Below are 24,451 nucleotides of genomic sequence, written 5' to 3'. Positions count from 1 at the left end.
ATCCGTATGAATAAGTACATAAAGACATTGCTTGCAATGACCGGGATAGCGATCGGCGCAAACCTGGCATCCTGTAAGAAATTCCTGGATAAAGAGCCGCAGTCTATCATCTCTGCCGACAACGCATTTAAAACCTTCATAGGTTTCCAGGGCTTCACAGAAGAACTCTATCACTGTATCCCCGATTTTACCAACGCTTACTGGACGAATTCCTGGAACTGGGGAGAAGATGAAATACAATCTACTGCCCGCGACTTTCATTTCATCATTAAAATAGATAATGGTGATTTCTGGGGTTGGCAATCGCAGTTTGATGGCTGGCAGGCAGGGTGGATGGACAGGAACAATACCAGCACCAACGACGACCGTTTCGCTAAATCGCTTTGGAAACTGGGCTGGTATGGCATCCGCAAAGCCAATATGGGGCTGGAAAACCTGGATAAGCTCACCGATGCAACCCAGGAAGAGAAAAACCTGATCAAAGGACAGTTGCTGTTCTTCAGGGGTTGGTTCCATTTCATGTTCATCCAGTATTTCGGCGGTCTGCCGTATATCGACAAGGTATTGCCCGGCGACCAGAAACTGAACCTGCCTCGCCTGAAATACAGCGAATGTGCAGACAAAGCGGCTGCCGATTTCAGGGAGGCGGCTAACCTCCTGCCTGCCAACTGGGACAATACGGAAGCGGGTAAACGAACATTGGGGAAGAACCAGTTGCGCATCAACAAGATCATGGCATTGGGATACCTTGGAAAGAACTACTTATGGGCCGGCAGTCCGCTGATGAATTATGTTTCAACAGGCAACAAAACTTACGAAGCTACCTATTGCAAAAAGGCGGCAGACGCGTTTGGCGAGTTGCTGCAACTCTGCGAAAGCGGCGAAGCGCCTTACAGCCTGGTGCCGTTTTCAAAATACTATACCAATTTCTACAGCACAGGTCAGAACTGGTTGATGCCGGGAGGTACGGAAGCCATTTTCCGCGGTCCTTACTACGGCGCACATGGCTCTACTTACGGTACTGCCAAGCAGTATGGGCCGGCTTTACTGACAGAAGAATCCATCACCTTTGTTCCAACCGCCAACTATGTGGATTATTACGGGATGGCCAACGGCCTGCCGATCAAAGATATCACGCAGGCCGATCCTGAATCCGGCTATGATCCTGCTTATCCGTGGAAGAACAGGGACCCTCGTTTCTATAACGACATTGTTTTCGATGGGGTCAAATGTGTGCAGGGTTCTACAACCGATGAAAACAACCGTTACGCCAATCTCTTTACCGGCGGCAGTTACAGGGATATCAGCAGCGGCAGCCGCACCGGTTACCTGCTTTATAAATTCATCCCGATAACCGCCAACAGGTTTGATAATGGCTGGTCTTACGATAAGGCGCTGAACATCCACCTGCCTTATATGCGCCTCGCCGATATATACCTGATGTATGCAGAAGCTGCAGCCCAGGGATATGGCGGAGCGGCTGGCAAAGCGCCCAACTATACCAAAACAGCACTGGATGCGGTCAACGTGATCCGCGACCGTGCAGGCGCCGGACATGTAGCCGCCCGTTTTACTGCTTCACTGGATGCGTTTATGAGCGAAATACGCCGGGAACGCGCCGTTGAGCTCTCGTTCGAAGGACACCGGTTTAATGACCTGAGAAGATGGATGCTGCTGATCGAGAGTCCGTATACCCTGAAGAAATCAGTGGAGTTCGATAGGTCGCCTGCTTTCAGTACCGCGGATCCAAAGAACAACCGGGTGCTCAATTTGCGCGAAACAGTGATCCTGGAGCGCAGGTATTCCGAGAAACATTACTGGCTGCCATTGAAAAATGCTGATGCCAACATGTACCTGGAATTTCCTCAAAACCCGGGCTGGTAATACATGCAGCTGTTACCGGGTATTGTTTACTCTAATTTCAAAAATTCATGAACCAGATAAAAGCATTAATAGCGGCTGCGGCGCTGATGAGCATAGCGCCGGTATTACAGGCACAGGATACTTCGGGCATTATGATATCAAATGCGCCGGGTAATGAAAAAGTGCAGGTAGCCTTCAGGAAGCTCAATAAAAAAGACGTGCTCGGCAACGTGGGGGTAGTAGATGTCTCTTCACAAATGACACAAAACTATATGATCTCCAGCCTGGAAAATATGGAAGGTTGGGTGAATGGCTTCAATGGCAACAGCATGTGGGGAATGGGCAGCTACCTGCTGGTGATCGACGGCGTGCCCCGCGAAGCCGGTAATGTACTGCCCACGGAAATAGAACAGATCTCTTTCCTGAAAGGAGTGAATGCCGTGGCACTTTATGGCAGCCGTGCAGCAAAAGGCGTCGTATACATCACTACAAAAAGAGGAAAGGCGGGGGCGCAACGTATAGACGTAAGGGTGAACGGAGGTATAAACGTTCCGAAAGCCTATCCGGAATACCTTGGGTCGGCCGAGTACATGGGACTGTACAACGAAGCGCGGCGCAACGACGGGCTGCCTGAACTATACAGCGCTGAAACCATCTCCCAGTATGCATCAGGTAAGAATCCGTTCAGGTATCCCAACGTGGATTATTATTCAGATAGCTATCTGAGAAAATACTTCAGCCGCTACGACGCAACCGCGGAGATCTCAGGCGGTAATGACAAGGCACGTTACTATACGAACATCGGTTACCAGACTTCCGGCTCCCTGCTTAACTTTGGCGAGGCCCGTGAAAATGGGAAGTCAGATCGCCTTAACCTGCGCGGTAACGTAGATGTTAACCTGAACGACTATATCAGCTGCAATGTAGATGCTACGGCTATCTTTTATACAGGAAGAGGAGTGAATACCGATTACTGGGGAAGCGCGGCCACTTTGCGCCCGTACCGTTTTTCACCACTCATTCCTTTAGATATGCTGAAACCAGGCGACGAGGCTATTAGCCTGCTCGCCAAGAACAGCAATCATATTATCGACGGAAAGTACCTCCTGGGCGGAACGCAATTGGATCAAACCAATCCATTTGCCGCTATCTATGCAGGAGGCAATAACAGGTATATCAGCCGTCAATTCCAGTTTAATACGGGGGTGAATGCAGATCTGCGCAACCTGCTGAAAGGCCTTTCTTTCCGCGCTACGTTTGCAGTGGACTATAACACTTCTTACAACCTGTCCTACAACAATAACTACGCAGTGTATGCGCCAACGTGGAGTACCGACCCGGGAACAGATATCATTACAGGCCTTACACAATACGGGCAGGATGCAACCTCCGGCGTCCAGAACGTCAGCAATAGCTGGTATCGCCAAACCATTGCTGCAACGGGGCAATTCAATTATGTGAATACAATACGCGATAAGCATCATCTTTCCGCTATCCTGCTGGTAAATGGTTTCCAGCAATCGGAATCAGCAGTTTATCACCGTACCAGCAATGCCAACCTGGGCCTGCAAGTGGGATATAATTTCAGCAATACTTACTACATCGATTTCAGCAGCGCATTAGTGCATAGCGCGAAATTACCCGAAGGTAACAGGAATGCTTTTTCGCCTACCGTGTCGCTCGGCTGGCGGCTCAGCAACGAAGGATTCCTGCGTAATGCAGGAGCGATCGACGATCTCCGTTTAACCGCTTCCGCAGGAGTGCTGCATACAGACCTGGATATTTCCGCCTACTACTTATACCAGGGCATCTATACAACCCAGGGAAGCTGGTTTGGATGGAAAGATGGAACGGGGGTACAGGCCACAGAATCCAGGAGAGGCGCGAACCCGGATATGCGTTTCCCGAAAAGGGAAGAGATCAGTATAGGCATAGACGGTTCCTTCTTTCATCAACTGATCAAAGCAGAAGGTAATTTCTTCGTGAATAAACTTACAGGCAACATCATTCAACCCGAGGTGCTTTACCCTTCTTATTTCACCACAGGATTTCCATCTTCTTCCTTTATTCCCTATATCAATTATAATGACGATAAACGGGTAGGCTTTGACTTTAGCGTGAGCTTCAATAAGAAAATGCGCAATGTCAGCTATTCGATCGGCGTGGTAGGTACTTACTACAAAACCACTGCTACGAAACGGGCCGAAATATACGCAGATGATTACCAGTATCGCCAGGGCAAGCCCCTGGACGCGATCTGGGGCCTGCAAAGCCAGGGCTTTTTCCGTGATGCAGATGATATCGCCAAATCGCCCACCCAGGCTTTCGGACAGGTTAAACCGGGCGATATAAAATATAAAGATCAGAATGGAGACGGGGTGATAGATGCCCGTGATGAAGTATACCTTGGCCGCGGCGGATGGTTCGGCGCACCGCTGACGTTAGGATTGAACCTGGGCGTAAAATGGAAGAACTTATCCGTATTTGCGTTGGGTGTTGCCCGTTATGGCGCCTATGGCATGAAAAACAATTCCTGGTTCTGGGTAGATGGAGAAGATAAATATTCAGCGGTGGTTAGAGACCGCTGGACAGAGGAAACCGCTTCAACTGCTAAGTATCCGCGCCTGACCACTTTCAACAGCGACAATAACTTCCGCAGCTCTGATTTCTGGCTGTATAAAACCAACCGGGTAGACCTGGCCAAGGTTCAGCTCTCGTATGATCTGAGCAGTTGCCTGGGTAAGAAAAAAGTTGTAAAGGAATTGGGAGCATATGTCAGCGCATTCAACCTGCTGACAATTTCTGCGGAACGCAAAACACTGGAAATGAATATTGGCAGCGCGCCTCAGACCCGCCTGTATAACGTAGGGATCAAAGGATCGTTTTAATCTTTCTATTTAGCCTAATCAAGCATCCACTTTATGAAAAGAAATATTATCGTTTTACTGGCATCTGTTTTTTTGCTGGCTGGCTGTAAAGATCTGCTGGTGCCGGAAATAGAGAATAACCAGGATCTGAATGGGAATTACCCGGCCAACAATGCAGGATTGCCGTTTGGTATCTTACTCAATGGCTACAACCGCATTCCAACCAATTCCTGGTCGTTTAACGATGTAGCTACAGACGATGCTGTGTCGAACGACCAGAATAACAGCTTCCTGAAAATAGCCAACGGGCAATGGACGGCAAGCAATAACCCGCTTAACCAATGGACCAACGCCTATGCGGCTATTCAGTACCTGAATATTATGCTGCGGGATGTTGACACTGTTCAATGGACAGCCGACCCGGTTGTGAGCAGGTTATTCCGCATGCGGATAAAAGGAGAAGCATACGGTTTACGTGCATTGTTTTATTATCACCTGCTGCAGGCGCATGCCGGCGTTTCCGAAAGCGGCGCTGTATTGGGCGTACCGCTTATCCTGGAAGTACAGGGGCCAACAGCTGATTTCAATAAACCCAGGGCATCTTTTGAAGCATGCATGCAACAGGTGTATAGCGATTTGAATAAAGCCGATGAATTGCTGCCCCTGGATTATGAGAACGTTGCAGATCCGGCTTTTATTCCGGAGAAGTTTGGCTCCGTGACCAGGGAACAGTACAACCGCGCCTTCGGCGCTGCTTTCCGGGGTTTCCTTACCGGCCGCATAGTGAAGGCGATCAGGTCTAAAGCCGCTTTGCTGGCTGCCAGCCCGGCTTTTAATACAGGCAATGCTACAGCCTGGGCCGACGCAGCTAATTATGCCGGAGAGGTCATTTCCTTAAAAGGTGGTATCAATGCCCTGGCATCCAATGGCCTTACCTGGTATTCCAACGCTGCTGAAATTGCCGGCCTGGCTGATGGCGCTAATCCCAACGAAATACTTTGGAGAAATAACTACGGCGATAACCGGGACCTGGAACAGGCAAATTTTCCTCCAAGTCTTTTCGGCAATGGTCGTATCAACCCCACTCAGAACCTGGTAGATGCTTTTCCTATGGCAAATGGATTACCTATCAACAGTGCCGGCAGCGGGTATGACGCATCTAACCCATATATCGGCAGAGACCCGCGGTTAAGGTTGTTCATACTGGTGAATGGCGGTACAGCCGGACCTAATAACATTGCTATCAATACAGCGATCGACGGACCCACCAACGACGCGCTGAACAAAGTAGAAACTTCTACCAGGACAGGCTACTATCTCCGCAAGTTGCTGCGGCAGGATGTAAACCTGAATCCAAATTCCGCTAACAATCAGCGGCACTACAAGCCGCATATCCGGTACACAGAAATATTCCTCAACTACGCAGAAGCGGCCAACGAAGCATGGGGGCCCGTTGGCGCCGGCAAATACGGGTACTCGGCCTATGATGTGATCAAAGCGATCCGCAAACGGGCAGGGGTAGGAGCAACAAACGGAGATCCTTACCTGGAAGAAGCAAAAGGCAATAAAGACCAGATGAGAGAACTGATCAGGAACGAACGAAGAATAGAACTCTGTTTTGAAGGATTCCGCTTCTGGGACCTGCGTCGCTGGAAAATGACGCTGAGCGAAACCGCTAAAGGGGTCAGCATCCGGAATAACACGCCTTCCATAATTAACGTGGAAAGCCGGCAGTTCCAGCCATTCATGGTTTATGGTCCTATCCCGTACGGCGAGATACTTAAGTTCGGAGCTTTAGAGCAGAATAAAGGATGGCGCTAGCAGAACAAAATTTAAATGACTTTTGAAAATAGTAAAGATGAAGAAGTTTTTAATACCAGTCATGCTGCTGCTTGCCTTTACAGCATGCAATAAAGAGGTGACGTTTCCCGACTACAAATACCAGACAGTATATTTTGCGTACCAGTATCCTGTTCGTACCATCACTTTCGGAGAAGATATATTCAGCAACGAACTGGATAACCAGGGCAAATGTAAGATCATGGCTACAACCGGCGGTGTGTACTACAGCAAGAAAGACCTCAGTATCGGCATCGCGGTAGATAATTCACTGCTGGGTAATGGTTTGTTATTCGGTGTAGGAAAAGATGAGGTACTGCCTATGCCTGCCAATTATTTTACATTGGCGGCTAATAACATCATTATTCCTGAAGGAGGTCTGACAGGCGGGGTAGAAGTACAGCTGACCGACGCATTTTTCAAAGATCCGAAGGCGATTAAAAACACCTATGTGATCCCATTGCGCATTACCAATAAATCGTTTGCCGACTCTATACTGAAAGGGAAAGATTTCATCCTCTATGCCGTTAAGTATGTGAATACCTGGCATGGCAACTACCTGCGCAGGGGAAAGGATGTATTCACCGGGGAGCTGGATCAGACAGTAGTAAGGCATAAGCAATACGTGGAAGATGACGAAGTGAATAAGCTAAACACCAGGTCACTGAAAGAACTGGAGTTTCCGGTGGTCTTCAAAGATAAGAACGGCGTGAACATCTACTGCACACTGCTGCTCACGTTCGATGATAACAACAAATGCACGATTACTGCCGCTAACGGGAATTTTACAGCGACCGGCAGCGGGCAGTTTGTGAAAAGAGGAGAGAAGAACAGTTGGGGGAATAAAGACAGGGATGCGCTTTATCTCAGCTACCAGGTTACATTGCCTGGCATGAAAGTTTCCACAACGGATACGCTGGTGATGAGGGACAGGGCTGTAACCATGGAAACGTTTACGCCCGTAAGTAAATGATTTGAGCTGTAACTTTAAGTGCAGATAATAATGATGGGGGCTGACCAAAAAGTAAAAGAGCTTTTTAGTCGGCCCCTGGTTATTTTAAAGGGTGCCCCATTAAATCCTGCCACTGAATGATAATATTTAGGAATTATCTTTTTTAAACTTTCCAAGTAAAAATTTGGATTCCTAATTATTAAAATAAGTATTAATTTTCAAAAAAAGAGTAGAAAATCTGCTAAGTCTCGATTCGGTTAACCTGCAAGTTTAGATGATAGCCTATATCCCGAACTTCAATTAACTCCGTTCCCTAAAATATCGATTATATGTCCCTAAAAAAATGTAAACCCTTATCCGTTTTCCTGTTACTGTTTTTTAGTATTGCGAAGGCCCAGGTAGACCTACCTACCGGAAAAGCAACTTTTAGTTTGCCCTTATTTAACTACGATGATGGGGAGAGATTAAAAACGACCATTAGTTTGAATTATTCGGGTGGCGGTGGAATAAAAGTTAATGAAACGCCCGGTATTGTAGGCCTGGGATGGGAGCTGCTTGTGGGTGGCAGCATCGTACGTGCTACAGTCGGTGAACCAGACGACCAGATTGGAGGCACATATGGAGGCGTCAGGTATGCTGACGGATACTTATATTCTCCCTACAATATGGCTGCTGGAATTCCCGCAAAGGCTGCCTGGATACCGTTAGGTACCAGTCAAATTAACTCTTACCGCCCTGATTCTTCGGTGATTGCAGACCGCGAATTGGATATGTTTGTTTTCCGCTTTGGTAATAGGTCCGGTAGCTTTACTCTTACTAAAGATGGGTATATTTTTCCAGGTGCAAATTTTATGCTGTCAATCGAAAAGACAGAAAAGGACCAGCGCGCAGCTAATATTATCACGCGAATCAATGGGTTTATCATTACCGACGAGAAAGGGATAAAATATAAGTTTTCGGCCATCGAAACCTCAAACATTGTTACTTATGAGAAGGGCAGCCAGGTCACAACAAGCTCGGGACAAACGCTGATCTATCAAAATAAAAACATATCACCCTACAGTGTGGTGACAGCCTGGCATCTGTCCGAAATATTTGATCCGTTTACTGGCCATACCATTACCTTCAATTATTCAGACTATCCTTTGAGTTATGTGACAGGTTATGAAGGGATATATACAGTTATGACATCGCCCCCGGACTACAAACAAGATTTTTCAACACAAACAATACAGCACTGGTATTCAGGAACGAAAAAACGACTACAGAATATTTCTATTAGCGCAAGTAATACAAGTGTGGATTTTACCTATTATGACGCCCAGGCCGATATGCCAGGAGAAAAGCCACTCAAGCAAATATTAATAAAAAGTAAAGGACAAACCGCATCCGGCTACCTTTTCAAGTACCGGTATTTTTCAAGAGAGAAATACCGTGATTTCGATTATGTTTTTCCCGCTGCGGAGTTACCGGATGCAAGGCTTGCATTATGGTCAGTGCAGAAGACGGGTCAGTTTACCTCGATGGAGCCTCCTTATCTTTTTGACTATTATCATGACAAAAACCTGTCTGGCGTCGCCTCTTATGTACCACCAAGAACCTGGGCCGCTCAAGATCATTTTGGCTATTTTAATGGAAGTACCTTATACGATTATTACAGTAATGATAATACGACTTTCAATAACGCCAGAGGTTTATCTAGTGAAAATCAGCGAAATGTTAATGGCAATGGAGAGGCAGTTTTGGGAACTTTGAAGCAGGTCACTTATCCGACTGGTGGTCGGCTTAATTTCGAGTATCAAATAAATAATGAAAAATATGGCGCAAGTGTTGTAAACACAGGAGGTGTCCGTGTTGGTAGAACAATTTTAACTGACATGTTAGACAGCAACAAAAAAGTAATCAGGGAATATCGCTATGTCAGGGAGGACAGTACCATTTCTGCCTGGGGATATGAACCTCCCCTGTATAAAGATACGGTTGTTACCACTTCTATCATTCCGTTTGGTACTTCCAGGTACTATGCGGCCAATATGGCCTATAATGTCGGTATGGCCGCTGCGCCTATTGCCATCAATGCCTACGCCAATAGCCTGAGCTTTGCCCAGATCTCCGGGCAATTGTCTTTCAACATATTTGCAGCGATGGCAATTACTATTATTTCAAATTTGTTCCAGCCCTCATCATCCCCGACTACGCCAAGGTCAGATTCAATAACTAATGCCTACCAGCTAAGCAATCACCCCTCCAAAAACAATCTGTTGCCACACATGTATCAGCGGGTGGAGGTGCTGGAGGGAAGTGGCAGCAGTAATATAGGAAAGACAATCTACGAGTTTACCTCACCGTCGGATTTTGCATTGGCAGTGCCTGTCCTTTCCGCTCCATATTCCGACAGAACACGTTGTTTGCCCTGGATGTATGGTCTATTGAAGAGAAAACTTGAATTAGATAAAAATAACCGCCCAGTATCCGAACTGATAAATACATACAAATTCACCCAGAGGGCTCTAAATCCTACCTCTCAATATTCTGCCAGATATAAGGCTACCAAAATGCTGATGTGCTTTGAAAACAGCTTTGCTCCCAACGCGGCGTCGAGAACAAAAATAATATCTGATGGTTATTATCCCCTTGCCGGTAATGCGGAACTAACCAGTACTGTAATGAAGGATTACGATAGTACAGGACTTGTGACTCAAACCACAAAGACCTATGTTAATGATGTCAACTATTATTACCCAAAGACAATTACTTCCGTTAACAGCATAGGCGACACAATTCAGGAACGTTACTATTACGCTGCTGATTACGGCAGCTCCTTAGCCGCCTTAAACAGACTTAAAGACGCAGGCGCCATTAGCACGCTGGTGTCTCGTGAAACATGGCAGCTAAGACCTGGCGCCCAATTCTTGTTGGATGCAACAATAAGCGATTTTAAACCGCAGATAACAGGGAATATTAACGTCGAGCAACAATTCCAGCTTCAAACGTCGGCTCCTTTACCGGCAAGTGCGGCTGGTAATTTTAATCCGGCAGTTCTCAACCGGTTACCATCGTTAAATATTCGTCAGCAGGCTATTACCTACGATGATAGTGGCAGGGTGGTGACCATTGTATCCCAGGCTGGTCCTAAACAAAGTTATAAGTGGGGCTATAATGGTGAGCGTGTGGTCGCTGTTGTTCAGAATGCCAACGCGGCACGTCAGGATAAGGTTAACGCATCACCTGGTGCAGCGACATCAGGAACCATTACGGCTAATGTTGGAGAAACCAAATCAGTTACGTTCACGCTGTCACAGCCCGGAACGGTTTATATCAAACTAGAGGTACTGTCGCCAGAATCCCGTTATTGCCATTATACGCTTACTGGTGGCAGTCCGGCAATTACCAAATCAGGATACTTATGCAAGGTGTTGTCTCCTGGCACACTCAATGAAACATGGGATAACAGGAAAAGTACCTACCCGGTTAGCATCATCTTCGGCAATTTAAAGGCAGGAATATATACTTTAACGACAGATCAATTTGCTGTAAGCCCTACTACATCAGCCAATCCTAACCGCGTCTATTATAGCTATTATACAGATCAAACCAATACGGTTGCTGCCGAGTTTTATTACGAAAGTTTTGAAGACAGCAGTTATTTGTCAGTTGGTAAGCCATTTATTGGTCAGCGGTTTAAACCTGGCGATTTCACGGTTCCCTTTACCATCCCCAACAGCCGTTCTTATCGTATTGATTACTGGTATAGAACAGGGACACAATGGACATACATTGCTAAACCGTATACAAATGGTATGACACTGACCGAGGGGGACGCCATCGACGAAGTGAGGGTATATCCAACAGATGCCGTCATCGGCACCTACACCTACCTGCCATCAGGCAATATCAGTTCGGAATCAGATCAGAATGGTAGGGTAAAGTTTTATGAATATGACGGTATGAGCCGGCTGAGTATTGTGCGTGACCAGTATGGTAACATTTTGAAAAGGATTTGTTACAACTATTACGGGCAGCCGGAGACCTGCGGAGGTGGCAGTTACAGCAATGTGGCCGTTACACAGGTATTTACCAAACAAGGTTGCGGTATTGGATTTACACCGTCGTCTGTCCCCTACACCGTTCCGGCGGGTACTTATGTAGCCGATGATCAGGAAACGGCCAATAACCTAGCATACGGCGATGTTCAAACAAACGGGCAAAATTATGCTAACCAAAATGGACAGTGCCAGTGTTTGGGAGAAGACAGGGCCGTAATAAATGGCAGGTGTGAAAAAGGCTTTAAAGAAACGTTTGTAGACTATGTGGACGGAGGGACGCGATGTAGGGAAGGCTATTGGTACAGGTTCTCAGACGGATCACATAGCATAAAATACTATGGCAGGTATGTCGCTTGTCCTTGACCCCAAAATGTTAATCGAAAAATTCCAGATCATGTTATTAAACTCCAAATATTTTTCTTGGTTGTTGGTAGTATGCTTGTTACTGGCTATTAAGGGAACTTCACAGGTAACCCCGTCTACCTCAACTCGCCCGGTAGCAATTCCCGCGCCCCAGCCAAATGCCTATGTAAATCCAACGATTAGTTATGTTCGCAGTTGGGAGCCTCAAATGCCCACACAAGATCCAATAACCGTAACCGCTACCGCCAGGACAGTAGGCGAAGTCCGCCAGTATACCCAGTATACGGATAGCTGGGGAAGGATAGTCCAGGAAGTTGCTAAGGGCATTAGCCCGACAGGAAAAGACTTTGTGCAACCCTATTTATACGATGTGTTTGGGCGTAGTCAATATGAGTTGCTTCCCTATAGCGCGCAGACGGCCAATATGAATGATGGTAAATTCAAACTTGACCCGGTAGGCGGACAGCGTACATTTTATAGAAATGCGACGCTTAATCCTGGCGTTGCGGCAGACAGTATTTTTTACCAGCAAACTGAATTTGAAAGTTCCCCGTCATCTACCCCTATTAAAGTGTTCCAACCTGGTAGCAGTTGGGCCAAGGAGGGAGGCAACAGGCCCGTCACGGAGTATACCTCATCCAATGTAACTGCCGACTCGGTACGGATCTGGGTCGCGCAGGCAGGAAATGCCATTCCGGTTTCCACCGGTTTATATGCAGCCGGTCAGCTATATAAAACCATCTATACAGACCAGCGGGGATTCAAAACTGTGGAGTTTCAGGATCGCGCCGGGCAAATAGTGCTGCGTAAGGTGCAGGCGACGGCAAGCCCGGGCGCCGGGCATGTAGGTTGGCTATGTACCTATTTTGTATATGACGCACTGGGTAATCTTAATTATGTTATTCCCCCGCTTGCCGTTCAATCGGTGCTGGGTTCGTGGAGTTTGAGTGGCGTAGCTGCGGGTCTATGTTATGGCTTTCGCTATGATGAACGCGGGCGCAATATCATTGCGAAGCCTCCGGGGGCCGATTCATTGGAAACTGTTTATGATACCAAAAACAGACCTGTTTTATGGCGTGACGGTAATCTGAAATCAAAAGGACAATGGACACTTGCCTATTACGATGATCTTGACAGGATAACCCGTGTTGCTCTATACCAATCGGGGGCAGTAACGCGTGATGCAGTGCAAAGCCAGGTTAATGCTGCTACACCTGGTACATTCCCATTTTCTGCGTCTTTGCTGACAGATCTGGCATTCTTTTACTATGACGACAACTACTCGTTTCCGGGCGTGCAGGCGGCAGTCAGTACGGATCTGACAAAACCTCAGGCGGGAACAAACCCATATGCGGAAATAAATACTGGAATTAGCCACCGAACCATTTCCCAACTTACCGGCGTAAGGCTCCGGGTGCTTAATACCACCCAGTTTCTTGCTACTACCATTTACTACAATGATAAAGGCAGAAAAATTCAGCAAATCTCCGATAATCTCAATGCAGGCAAGGAAGTAGCCACATTTCTTTATGACTTTTCGGGTAAAGTGCTGAGTACTTACCTTCGTCATACCAACCCGCGTAGTACGGTGACACCGCAGACAACCGTGTTACGTATGCTGCGCTATGATGCTGCGGGCAATCTTGTAGACGTCTCTACCCAGGTGAATGATAATGCTACGCCTGTTAAAACACTTGCTTCCTATTCCTATAATGAGGCAAACCAGGTTAAGACCAAGCGCATAGGCATTAATGGCGCTAATGCCATTGAGACGCAGAATTATGAATATGATATCCAGGGAGATGTCAAAACGGTCAATAAAGACTTTATCAACACGGCTAACAGTACCAGTAACTGGTTTGGACAGGACCTGGCATATGATTATGGATACAGCACCAATCAGTACGGGGGTGAGTTAGCCGGCACTCGCTGGAAGTCGAGAGGTGATGGGATAGCCAGATCTCTTGGATTTACCTACGATGCGGCTGGTCGAATCACAACGGCGGATTTCTCACAGCAAAACCAAGGTGCTGCCAATTGGACAAAAGATAAAGTAGATTATACTCTTAAAGATCTTTCCTATGATGTGAATGGCAACATCTTGGGATTTCAGCAGATGGGTATGAAGGGGGTGTCGATAGTGGCAATAGATAGTCTGAAGTTCGGTTATGCGCCTAATAGCAATCAGCTCCGTTTTGTAACTGATAAAAGAAATGATGCTCAAAGCCAACTTGGCGATTTTCGTGAGAGCGCCAATAATGAAACGCAAGACTACACTTTTGATAACAGCGGTAACCTTGTGACCGATAATAACAGATCACTAGTTGTAAAGCGATACAACTATCTGAGTCTTCCGGATAGCATAGCGATAACGGGCAAGGGTTATTTGGAAAACGTGTTTGACGCCGCAGGCAATAAACATAGAAAAAAGGTAACTGACCTTACACCGCCTGCTTCTACCAGTACATATGATTACCTGAATGGGTTTGTTTATAGAAATGATTCACTAATTTATTTTGGAACCGATGAGGGCAGGGTGAGAATGATTTATCGCACGGGATTAAGTCCTATACCGGTGTATGATTATTTCCTAACAGACCACCTTGGCAATACCCGGTTAGTTTTAACTGAAGAGACATCTGCTGCTGTATATGCGGCAACGATGGAATCGGCCAATTCTGCCACTGAGAATGCGCTTTTTGCCAATATTAATACTACCCGGGCGGCAAAGCCAGTTGGTTACCCATCAGATCCCACTACCTCTCCAAATGATTATGTTTCCAAGCTGAACGCAAGTGCAGGCGGGAACAAGATAGGACCCGCACTGGTGCTTCGTGTAATGTCCGGAGATACCATTCAGATCGGGGCTAAGGCTTTTTATAAATCTACCGCTGCCAGTACCTCCAGCACTACGCCATCGGCCATGCTAACGGCCATCGTCCAGGCATTTGTGGCTAATCCCGCCGCCCCATCAGATGGGCCACATGGAAATGGAACAGGTAGTGGTTCTCCGATTGCAACAAGCTTTTCCAGCGCTGGTTATCAACAATTGCAGCAAAAGGACCCAACACAAAATCAGGCGAATATGCCGAAGGCATACCTAAGTTATGTGCTTTTTGATGAACAGTTGAACATGGTCGATGCCAACAGCGGGGTAAGACAGGTGCAGGGAAGTCCGGATCAGCTACAGACTCTTGCAACTGGCCGGTTTGTTGTCAGCAAGACAGGTTTTTTATACGTCTATACCAGCAATGAAAGTATTCAGGATGTGTATTTTGACAATATTGTAGTTACGCACAATGCTGGTCCCCTTCTTGAAGAAACGCACTATTATCCGTTTGGGCTCACCATGGCCGGCATCAGTTCCAGGGCGCTGAAAAATCGCTATGCCGAAAATAGGTTCAATTATAACGGCATAGAACAGACAACGGAGATAGGGTTAAACCAATATGACGCGTTATACAGGACGCTAGATCCACAGATTGGCCGTTGGTGGCAGATGGACCCCGCTGCTTTCGACTATACAGGTATTTCACCATACAATAGCAATTTCAACAATCCAATGTCTTTTGCAGATCCAGACGGTGATGACCCATTCTGGACATGGCTTCAATATGCTTTTGGGTTCGGACAAGGCGGTATGCCCGCTATTGAACTCGATGGAGTTACGGTGTATGGCTCACGGCTATCTAATAGCACATTTGATGGCTTATTCCGCAATTTTGAAGCAAATGGCTTTAGTCGGATTGCCATAGCTGCCAGTGCTGCCAATCGACCGAAATTTGATCTTGATGTGGCCAAATGGAATAATGCAATAAAGGCTGCCTACCAACCAATGCGCCAGATCAATTTGCCTGAAGTTACCATTTCGGCAAATAGGCTAATTGATGGCTTCCCTGCCTCCCAACGCGTATCTGCACCTTACGAGTGGTCATCCCAGGCGTTCGCGGACGCAGTTGGAAGTCAAATAAAATCATTTATATTCGTTACGGACTACTTTGCACCTGGAGTTGAGATAATTGCAGGTTTTGGTCTTGAAGCAATTGCAGCGAGTGGGATTACTATAGCTGCTGAGCAAGGAGCGATTGCAGCGGGTCAGAGGTTATCTTTGAAAGCTAGATTTTTAAAGTGGTTTCGAGGAGGAAAGACGTTTAATCAATATAAAGCGGCAAGAGGAGGAACAGAAACGTTAGCAGAAATACCAACAACGAATGCAGCAGGGACAAAAGTTAAACAAAGAATAAGTGAAGAATTTGCGCACATATTTATTACACAAAGGACTCAACGTGCATATAATTTGCCAAATTGGTTGGTAAATAATAGACTAAATGTCTGGAAACTTAACACTATTCAACATTCATTGATTGATTCTTATCGCTTCAGATTTTTAAGAGCTGGACTAAAACCTGACGTTGGTTGGTTCAGGAAGTATAATTGGTTCACCAAATCTTTTAATTGACTTATGCTTAATCTTTTTAAACGAACAAAAGTGGAATTGTGGGAACGACAACTACTCATTAACGTTTTCTCGAAAATGCCACCCGAATTTCATTATTTGTGCGATCAAGTTGAAGAGGGAATACTTAAACGAGTTTTTTTTATTTCTACTCCTATCCCAAATTATGTTGGTTTTAGCTACAATCGCGATGTGGTAGGTAAATTTGAAAGAAAGCAGGACAATGGATTCGAAATTAAAGGGGTAAGAGTGTATGATGAGGTGTCAAAATCTTTTATTGATTTTGAAATTCATATCTCTCATGGATTAGTAATAGGTTATTCAACACCAAATAATAAAAAGATATCCATCGATATTAATAAAATTGATGTAAGTGATCTGAAAATACAATATGATATTAACCCCTTATATGATAAAATTAGACCTTTGTTGAAACCTGCGTATGTTAGGTCAGTGTCTCCCGATGATGTTTATGAGGTAGAACTTGACGGTAAGATTTATTATCACCTTCAGGACCTCGAGGATGGTGATTTTATTGGCATGGATGACAATGGGAAGTATTATGAAATCACGCATGACCCATATGAAATAAAGGAAATTTCTTAGTTGAAAGCCAAAGAAATTCTTTTATATTCATTACAGATTACTTTGCATTGGAGCTGAGACAATTTCTGGTTTTGGACTTAAAGGAATTGCAGCGAGTGGGATTACTATAGCTGCTGAGCAAGGAGCGATTGCAGCGAGGGGAAGACTGTCACTGAAGGCTAGATTTTTCAAATGGTTTCGGGGGGGAAAGACATTTAATCAATATAAAGCGGCGAGAGGGGGGACTGAAACTTTAAAGCTGGTAGAAACAACCAATGCAGCGGGTGAGAAAGTAACCCAACGGATCAGCAAAGAGTATGCACACATTTTTATTACACAAAGAGTTCAACGTGCATATAATTTGCCGAATTGGCTAGTTAACAATAGACTTAATGTTTGGAAACTAAATACCATTCAGCATTCGTTAATAGATTCCTACCGTTTTAATTTTTTAAGAGCAGGGATAAAACCAGAGGTGGGATGGTTTGGCAAGTATAATTGGTTCACAAAATTTCCTTAGAATTATGTTTAATCTTTTTAAGCGGTCAAAAGTTGAAGAATGGGAAAAACAGGTATTGATCAATATTTTTTGTGCAATGCCTCCTGAGTTTAATTATTTAAAAGAGCAAATTCAGGATGGGTTGCTGAAAAGGGTGAGTTTTGGTTCAACTGTTCGTCCTAATTTTGTTGGATTTAGTTATGATGGAAGTGTATCTAAAAAATATGAGAGAAAAAGTGATACCGGCTTTGTAATTAAAGGAGTAAAGGTTTTTGATAATTTATCTCAGTCTTATATAGATTTTGAGATTATTGTATACTATGGTTTAGTCATCGGCTATTCAACGCCCAATAACAAAAATGTGAAACTAGATATTCACAGAATCGACACCTCGAAGTTGCGGGTTCAGTACAATACCAACCAATTGTATGAGAAGATTAAGCCACTGTTGCGATCTGATTATCTTAGAAAAGTTTCACCGGATAATGTATATGAAGTAGAACTGGATGGTAAGATGTATTATCACCTTCAAGATCTTGAGGATGGAGATTTTATTGGCATGGATGAAAGTGGGAAGTATTATGAAATTACGCATGATCCTTACGAAATAAAGGAAATTTCTTAGCATCTGGAATAAAGTAAGAAAGGAAATCAATAAAGAGTAACAAAAGGTGAAAAAGACGGGCGAGAGTGATGAGCGCTTAGAATATAATGGCTCATCGGAAATATCATTTCGATCCTTTCTGGTATGGATAGCAAATATTTTAACCAGATCGGATAATAAAAGAGAAGACCATGGATGTTTAGAGTTTAGAATTGCATTCATTGTGTTTCTTATTCATCTATAGAAAGGGAATTTTCAAAAATTATTTGAAAATTCCCTTCTTTATCTTCGTTATTAGCGTCACAAAAAATGGCTACGAATTGGGGTTATTAAAATGTGCGATAGTGAGCATCCGAATGAGTGTACCATAGGGAGCTGCCAACACGAAATAGTACACAGTTGGGTGTTGCTATCGACCGGGATCATATCATCCGGCAGGTGTTGCAATGATGTCCTACATCTTCCAATCCATCCTCTTCTGTAAAAAGCTCCAGGAAGTCATACCAGCTTAAATATTTCTGTGCATTCCGACAAACCTTTTGATTGCGAATAATGTCTGTGGGTGTGTTCTGTTGCAGGCGGATAACTTCTTCTTCAGGCAATAACCGCTCCGATAATATAAAATCGGTCATCATCGCTGGGCGGTATTGCGTCTATACCAGCAATGAAAGTATCCACGATGTATTTTTTGATAATATTGTTGTTACTCACAATGCTGGTCCTCTTCTTAAAGAAACGTACTATTATCCGTTTGGAAAATTAAGGTGGTAACCTAAATGTCTTTTTTACTTTTGGGTCAGCCCTGGTTGTTTTCATAAGGGTTCATGCTCCCGTATGCGCATTGTCTTTTTTTGCCTGGGCTATAAATTCAGAGGGCAACATATTGTATTTTGTCTTGAATGATTTGGCGAAATAATTTGGCGTTGAAAAACCAACCTGGTAAGCGATTTCGGCAATGGTCAGATCACTTTTCTTCATAAGGGCCACGGCTTTTTCCAACCTGTAGGAGCGGATATATTCGACAGGCGTCTGACCGGTTAGTTCCAGCAGTTTGTTATATAAAGAACTACGGCTCATGCCCACTTCCTTGCTAAGACTTTCAACCGAGAGCTGGGAGTCTGTCAGTTTCTCTTCCAGGTGGCTGACGATCTTCGCCAGCAACTTTTCCTCTGTTGATTCCCTGTCTACCTCGGGCGATATTACTTTTATCTGCCTGGTGTAGGTATTCTTCAGCGTGTTATTCAGGTGCAACAGGTTCCTGATCTTGGCATGCAGGATCTCGAAATTGAACGGTTTGGTGATGTAATCGTTCGCGCCGGTTGCCAGGCCTGAAAGCTGTTGCTCTTCATTGGTCAGCGCAGTAAGCAGGATAACAGGTATATGGCTGGTTCTTTTATCGGATTTCAGTTTTTGCAGCAGGCTGATACCATCCATCTGCGGCATACTTATGTCGCTTACGATCAGTTGTGGATGCAGTGATAGCGCCTTTTGCCAGCCTTCTTTTCCATTGGTTGCTTCTATCACTTTAAAGTTGGCGCGGAGGTTATCCTTCAGGTAAAACCTGAAATCCTCGTTGTCTTCTACCAGCAATATGGTAAATAGTTCAGGGTCGCCGGCCGGCGAAACCGGCATGGCTGGGGCTTCCTGGAGTTCCGGTAATACCGGCGTTTTTTCTTCACTGCAGCTAACGCTGGTTGGCAATGCTGCCGGTTCCACCAGGTTTTCCCTGGTTTTCTTTAACGGAAGACGTATGGAAAAGGTTGCGCCCTTGCCAGGTTCGCTCTCTACTTCGATGCTGCCTTCATGCATCCTGACAAACTCGCGGGTAATGGATAGCCCGATCCCCGCGCCCTGGTTAAGGATAGCGGAAGTAGTATTAGCCTGGAAGAAATGTTCGAAGACCTTTTCTTTCATGTCGTTGGAAATGCCGATACCTGAGTCTTTTACCTGTATAAGCACCCATTGCCGGTCGGCAGCGTTGTTTTCGTCTAACAACTGCAGTTCAACGCTTACTGCATCTTCTTCCAATGTAAACTTGAAGGCATTGGAAAGTAAATTGAACAGGATACGTTCTATTTTGTCATGATCAAACAGCACATGCAGCGCCTGCGTACTGCTCTTAAAGTTGAACCGTATGTTTTTCCGCTCTGCAAAATCCCTGAACGAATCTGTCACTTCTCTGATAAAAGATACCAGGTCGCCTTCGGAGAGATGTAGTTTTAGTTCCATTTCCTCCATTCGCCTGAAATCCAGCAGTTGATTGACGAGGTTCAGGAGGCGCCTGGAGTTGCGTTTGATCATATTCAGCTTCTCAAGCCGGCTCCCGTTCTTCTCTTCCGCTGCTAACTGTTCTACCGGTCCCATGATGAGCGAGATAGGCGTTCTGAAATCATGACTGAGATTAGTCAGGAATTTGATCTTCAGCCTGTCCAGTTCCTGGACCCGTTTTACTTCCTGCCTTTCCTGTTCCAGCAGGAATTTTTTCTTCAGCCTGCTGATCCCCAGGTACCGTCCGTACAGCAGCAAAAGACAGATGGCAACCACGTAAAATACGTAAGCATAAGTGGTGCGCCAGAAGGGGGGCTTGACGTAGATCTTTATCCGGGTATCGCTGGCGCTCCAAATACCGTCGTTGTTGCTGGCTTTTACGTGAAAGATATATTCGCCCGGGTCCAGGTTCGTGTAGGCGGCGGTGTTAGCAGTGCCTGTATAATTCCAGTCTTTGTCAAATCCCTCCAGTTTGTAGGCATAAGTACTTTTCCTGGGAATAGTATAATTCAGCGCCACGAAACTTAGCACAAAGTTCTGTTTGTAGGCAAGCCGGATGCAGTCGGCCATGGAGATATGCTCCCTGATAGGACCTTCATCGCTGGGAATCACTGACCTGTTGGCTACTTTCAGGTCTGTCAGCAATACGACCGGCACTGTTTTATTGACGGTTAAACCTGCGGGGGTAAAATAGTTGAACCCTTCCAGGCCGCCGAACATCAGGTCGCCATTCGACAGGCGGACGCCGGAAGCATGAACGAAATTATTATGCTGTACGCCGTTATAATGATTGTAATTCCTGAATTTCCGGGTAGCAAAATTGAAACTGCTGATACCCATGTTGGTGCTTAGCCAGATGCTGCCATTGTTATCTTCCAGGATCTGGTAGATGGTGGTATTCTGCAGACCATCTTTTTCGCAAAAAGTAATGAACTGTTTCTTTTTTGGATCAAAGAGGCTTAAACCGCCGCCGTAGGTACCTGCCCACATATGACCGCGACTATCGCGCAACAGCGCCTGTACCTTGTCGCCGGGCAGGCGGCTGTTGTTCTGGTTGTAAATGGTCCATTGGCCGGTAGCGGGATGAAAGATCCCTATTCCTCCGCCATGCGAGCCAACCCAGATATTACCTTCTGCATCTTCTTCTATAGCTCTTATGTAACCGTTGAACGGCAGCTTGCTTTCATTGGGTATGGGCCGGGGAAGAGGGCTGTAACGGGCTATAACTTTGTTGTCTTTTAGCACGTTCACTCCTCCGCCGTTGGTGCCAACCCATACATTGCCTTTGCTGTCTTCCCTGATACAGAAAATATCACTGCAGCTCAGATCATCTGCACCGCCGCCTTTCAAAAGATGTTTGTAACCGCCGCCCGATGGGTTCATGATCAGTAAACCCAGCCCATAAGTGCCGACGTACAGTTTTTTATCCCTGCTGTAATGAAGCGCGATCACAGATGCTTTACTTCCACCGGCGGGGAGTGGGAGATTTACCGGCCGGATCTTATCTGTTTGCGGATTGAACTCGAACAGCCCTCCGCCATCTGTTCCTACGAAAACATTTCCTTCACTGTTTTCAGCAAATGCGCTGGCAATCGACGATTGCCGGCCATGTTCATGGAAAATGGCTCCCGGCTTAAAATTAAAAAGGCTTAGATTCTTGTCGTATTTATTGATCCCGCCCCGGAAAGTGCCTAGCCAATAGATGCCTTGCTTGTCGATATACGCGCATTTTATAGACTGGGTGGTAAGACTGTAGATATTTGCATCGTCGGGCAGGTAATAATCTGCCGTGTTGGTGTCGGTATGTAAAATTACCAATCCTTCTTCTGTCCCGATCCATAACTGGTTGTCTTTATCGGGTTCAATGCAATTTACCTGTTTGTTGCCTGTAAAAGGAGCGCCAACAGGCAAATGATAGGGGGTGATGCCTGCGTCGCCGGCTTGCAGCGTATACAGGCCGGTAAGAGAACCTACCCAGATCTGGCCCCGGCTATCCTGTGAAATAGCCTTGATGTCATTATCCGGCTGCGTATAGCCGGCCTTGTTATTAGGTATGCGTTTTACGGCGCCGGTAGAAGGGGAGTACCGGTACAAGCCTTGTGTGGTGCCTATCCATACCTGTTGCTGCCGGTCAACAAACAGGCAATTGGGCGTTTTTTTTGCCTCGAGGTCAATTACGCCCGCGCCCAGGTCAATTTTGGTGATATGCCGGTTGCCCGGATCAAGTACAAACAGGTTCTCGAACTGCGCAATCCAGACTTTACCCGACGTATCACTGGAAATATCCATTATCACGGCATTCGGTGGCAGCTGTGGGGCATTATCGCGAAGGGGAAAGTGCAGGAAAATATCTTTTTTCCTGTCGTACAAACTTAGTCCGCCGCCGCTGGTACCGATCCAGAGATTGCCGGATTTGTCTTCATGCAGCGCCAACACTTCATTGGCCCTGAGACTGGAGGAATCGCCCGGCTGATGCCTGTAAACCGTGAAATTAGTGCCGTCGAACTTGTTCAGCCCGTCGTCTGTCGCAAACCACATCAATCCGCAGTGGTCTTTAATAATGGCGTTAACGCTGTTGGACAGTAACCCGTCCCTGGCGGTAAGGGAGGTGAAGTTGATATGCCTGTTCTGTGCCCCGGCAACTTGAGCCAGGAATAGCAAGATGTAAAGTAACGTGGATGGATAAGTAGACATATTTGGCTATCATTAACTGGATGTTGGTTGAATATGCTAACGTGGTCTTTTTGCTATCGGTATTGTATCGGAACTCAATATATTTAATTTTTCAATTCAGCGATAGTATTATGTTTAAACCTTTATTAGTGTTTAAACGACATTTATGCTATAAAATTCAACAAATGAGCCATCCGGTAAACAGGGCGCCGGGTATTTTTGCCTTTGCATAGCGTTTAAAAGTTGTAAACAAATTCCTCGTTATAGCACTCATGTTCCTTAGTAAGCTGCTTTGACGTATCTTTTATGAATTAATGAATGGTTTCTCTATGAAGTATTTCCACTACGCTGCTATCGCTTTGACAGTGATCACAGCGAACTTTTGTTGTGCGGCCTATCTTAAACAATCTGCGGTTCCGGACACGCAGGGGCTGAAAGACTACTATAAAGATTATTTCCCTATCGGGGTGGCGGTTTCACCCCGCGCCCTGCATACAGACGAAGCAGGGCTGGTGACCAGCCAGTTCAATAGCATGACTCCCGAAAATGCCATGAAGATGGGGGTGATCCACCCGGGCGAACACCAGTATAACTGGCGGGACGCTGATTCTATAGCGGCATTTGCGCGTCGGAACAATATGAAACTCAGGGGGCATACCCTGGTCTGGCATAGCCAGGCGCCCGGATGGATCTTTAAAGATGACAACGGGCAGGAGGTTTCCAAAGAAGTATTATTGCAGCGGCTGAAAGAACACATCACCACGGTAGTTACCCGTTACAAAGGAACGGTTTATGCCTGGGATGTTGCCAATGAAGTGATCAGCGACCGCAAAGGCGAATTTTACAGGAACTCGCCCTGGTACCGGATCTGCGGCGAAGAATTTATAGAAAAAGCCTTCCGCTGGGCGCATGAAGCAGATCCCCAGGCCCTGTTATTTTATAACGATTATAACGAAATCAGCGCCGAAAAGCGGGAAAAGATCATCAGGATGGTGAAAGGACTGATCAGCAAAGGCGTACCTATTCATGGAGTGGGCCTGCAGGGCCATTGGGCTATCAACGAACCTTCCAGGGCCCAGCTGGAAAAGACAATGGAAGATTTTACCACAACAGGACTTAAACTACAGGTAACGGAACTGGATATCTCCGTTTATCCAAAAGAGCATGAGATGAGGGCCAGGCAGGCTGGCGACAGCGCTACCGCTTTTACCGCCGAAAAGGAACAACGGCAGATCGAACAGTTCAAAATGTGTTTCGAAGTTTTCCGCAAATACCGTCATGCGCTGACCGGGGTAACATTCTGGAACATATCCGACAGGTATAGCTGGCTGGATAACTTCCCGGTACGTGGCCGTAAAGACTACCCGCTGTTATTCGATAAAGAACTGCATCCAAAGAAAGCTTTTTGGTCGGTTGTTCAGTTCTGACAACCCGGG

11 protein-coding genes are annotated in these 24,451 nt (G+C 45.9%); 9 read left to right on the top strand and 2 right to left on the bottom strand.

The window, feature by feature from the left end:
- The first annotated feature begins 6 nt into the window (after positions 1 to 6).
- The 8 genes from BLV62_RS22640 (at position 7) to BLV62_RS22605 (ending at position 18,095) form a co-directional block, all read left to right on the top strand.
- A complete protein-coding gene (locus BLV62_RS22640; protein WP_089764616.1) occupies positions 7 to 1,884 on the top strand; it encodes a RagB/SusD family nutrient uptake outer membrane protein in 1,878 nt (625 codons plus the stop codon).
- A gap of 47 nt (positions 1,885 to 1,931) precedes the next feature.
- Complete coding sequence (locus tag BLV62_RS22635; RefSeq protein WP_089764561.1) at positions 1,932 to 4,751, top strand: SusC/RagA family TonB-linked outer membrane protein; 2,820 nt, start codon at positions 1,932 to 1,934, stop codon at positions 4,749 to 4,751.
- 33 nt (positions 4,752 to 4,784) lie between these two features.
- Positions 4,785 to 6,551 carry a RagB/SusD family nutrient uptake outer membrane protein gene (locus BLV62_RS22630; RefSeq protein WP_089764559.1) on the top strand — a complete coding sequence of 589 codons (1,767 nt, stop codon included), beginning with the start codon at positions 4,785 to 4,787 and terminating at the stop codon, positions 6,549 to 6,551.
- Between the two features lie 37 nt (positions 6,552 to 6,588).
- The gene (locus BLV62_RS22625) at positions 6,589 to 7,542 is read left to right on the top strand and encodes a DUF5627 domain-containing protein (protein ID WP_089764557.1); all 954 of its coding nucleotides are present in this window, start codon (positions 6,589 to 6,591) and stop codon (positions 7,540 to 7,542) included.
- Between the two features lie 308 nt (positions 7,543 to 7,850).
- Positions 7,851 to 11,930, top strand: a complete 4,080-nt coding sequence (locus tag BLV62_RS22620) for a DUF5977 domain-containing protein (RefSeq protein WP_089764555.1) — start codon at positions 7,851 to 7,853, stop codon at positions 11,928 to 11,930.
- On the top strand, positions 11,914 to 16,389 hold the full coding sequence (locus BLV62_RS22615) for a DUF6443 domain-containing protein (protein ID WP_168927953.1): 4,476 nt from the start codon (positions 11,914 to 11,916) through the stop codon (positions 16,387 to 16,389). The genes BLV62_RS22620 and BLV62_RS22615 overlap by 17 nt, the downstream gene beginning before the upstream one ends.
- A gap of 75 nt (positions 16,390 to 16,464) precedes the next feature.
- Positions 16,465 to 16,992 (top strand): hypothetical protein, encoded by a 528-nt coding sequence (locus BLV62_RS22610; protein WP_139170358.1) that lies wholly within the window; start codon positions 16,465 to 16,467, stop codon positions 16,990 to 16,992.
- Positions 16,993 to 17,495: 503 nt separating this feature from the next.
- Entirely contained in the window at positions 17,496 to 18,095 is a 600-nt protein-coding gene (locus tag BLV62_RS22605; protein WP_139170357.1) for a hypothetical protein, read from the top strand.
- Positions 18,096 to 18,496: 401 nt separating this feature from the next.
- Here BLV62_RS22605 and BLV62_RS22600 read toward each other — a convergent pair whose 3' ends face one another.
- Positions 18,497 to 18,709: a hypothetical protein gene (locus BLV62_RS22600; protein ID WP_139170356.1), complete on the bottom strand. Its 213-nt coding sequence runs from the start codon at positions 18,707 to 18,709 to the stop codon at positions 18,497 to 18,499.
- A 187-nt stretch (positions 18,710 to 18,896) separates the two neighbouring features.
- On the bottom strand, positions 18,897 to 23,036 hold the full coding sequence (locus BLV62_RS22595) for a hybrid sensor histidine kinase/response regulator transcription factor (RefSeq protein WP_089764546.1): 4,140 nt from the start codon (positions 23,034 to 23,036) through the stop codon (positions 18,897 to 18,899).
- Positions 23,037 to 23,344: 308 nt separating this feature from the next.
- On the opposite strand from BLV62_RS22595, the gene BLV62_RS22590 reads away from it, so the two are divergent.
- A complete protein-coding gene (locus BLV62_RS22590; protein WP_225889681.1) occupies positions 23,345 to 24,442 on the top strand; it encodes an endo-1,4-beta-xylanase in 1,098 nt (365 codons plus the stop codon).
- The last annotated feature ends 9 nt before the right edge of the window (positions 24,443 to 24,451 follow it).

The sequence above is a fragment of the Chitinophaga terrae (ex Kim and Jung 2007) genome, from assembly GCF_900107795.1.
Lineage (GTDB): Bacteria > Bacteroidota > Bacteroidia > Chitinophagales > Chitinophagaceae > Chitinophaga > Chitinophaga terrae.
Note: the sequence above shows the minus strand (reverse complement) of the source record. Positions and strands in the feature narration are given on the sequence as shown.

What these genes read in the sequence shown, in the direction of transcription:
- BLV62_RS22625 (WP_089764557.1), top strand. Translation starts at nt 6,589, where the DNA reads ATGAAGAAGTTTTTAATACCAGTCATGCTGCTGCTTGCCTTTACAGCA.
- BLV62_RS22610 (WP_139170358.1), top strand. Translation starts at nt 16,465, where the DNA reads ATGCCACCCGAATTTCATTATTTGTGCGATCAAGTTGAAGAGGGAATA.
- BLV62_RS22620 (WP_089764555.1), top strand. Translation starts at nt 7,851, where the DNA reads ATGTCCCTAAAAAAATGTAAACCCTTATCCGTTTTCCTGTTACTGTTT.
- BLV62_RS22595 (WP_089764546.1), bottom strand. Translation starts at nt 23,036, where the DNA reads ATGTCTACTTATCCATCCACGTTACTTTACATCTTGCTATTCCTGGCT.
- BLV62_RS22600 (WP_139170356.1), bottom strand. Translation starts at nt 18,709, where the DNA reads ATGATGACCGATTTTATATTATCGGAGCGGTTATTGCCTGAAGAAGAA.
- BLV62_RS22615 (WP_168927953.1), top strand. Translation starts at nt 11,914, where the DNA reads ATGTCGCTTGTCCTTGACCCCAAAATGTTAATCGAAAAATTCCAGATC.
- BLV62_RS22605 (WP_139170357.1), top strand. Translation starts at nt 17,496, where the DNA reads ATGTTTAATCTTTTTAAGCGGTCAAAAGTTGAAGAATGGGAAAAACAG.
- BLV62_RS22640 (WP_089764616.1), top strand. Translation starts at nt 7, where the DNA reads ATGAATAAGTACATAAAGACATTGCTTGCAATGACCGGGATAGCGATC.
- BLV62_RS22590 (WP_225889681.1), top strand. Translation starts at nt 23,345, where the DNA reads ATGAAGTATTTCCACTACGCTGCTATCGCTTTGACAGTGATCACAGCG.
- BLV62_RS22630 (WP_089764559.1), top strand. Translation starts at nt 4,785, where the DNA reads ATGAAAAGAAATATTATCGTTTTACTGGCATCTGTTTTTTTGCTGGCT.
- BLV62_RS22635 (WP_089764561.1), top strand. Translation starts at nt 1,932, where the DNA reads ATGAACCAGATAAAAGCATTAATAGCGGCTGCGGCGCTGATGAGCATA.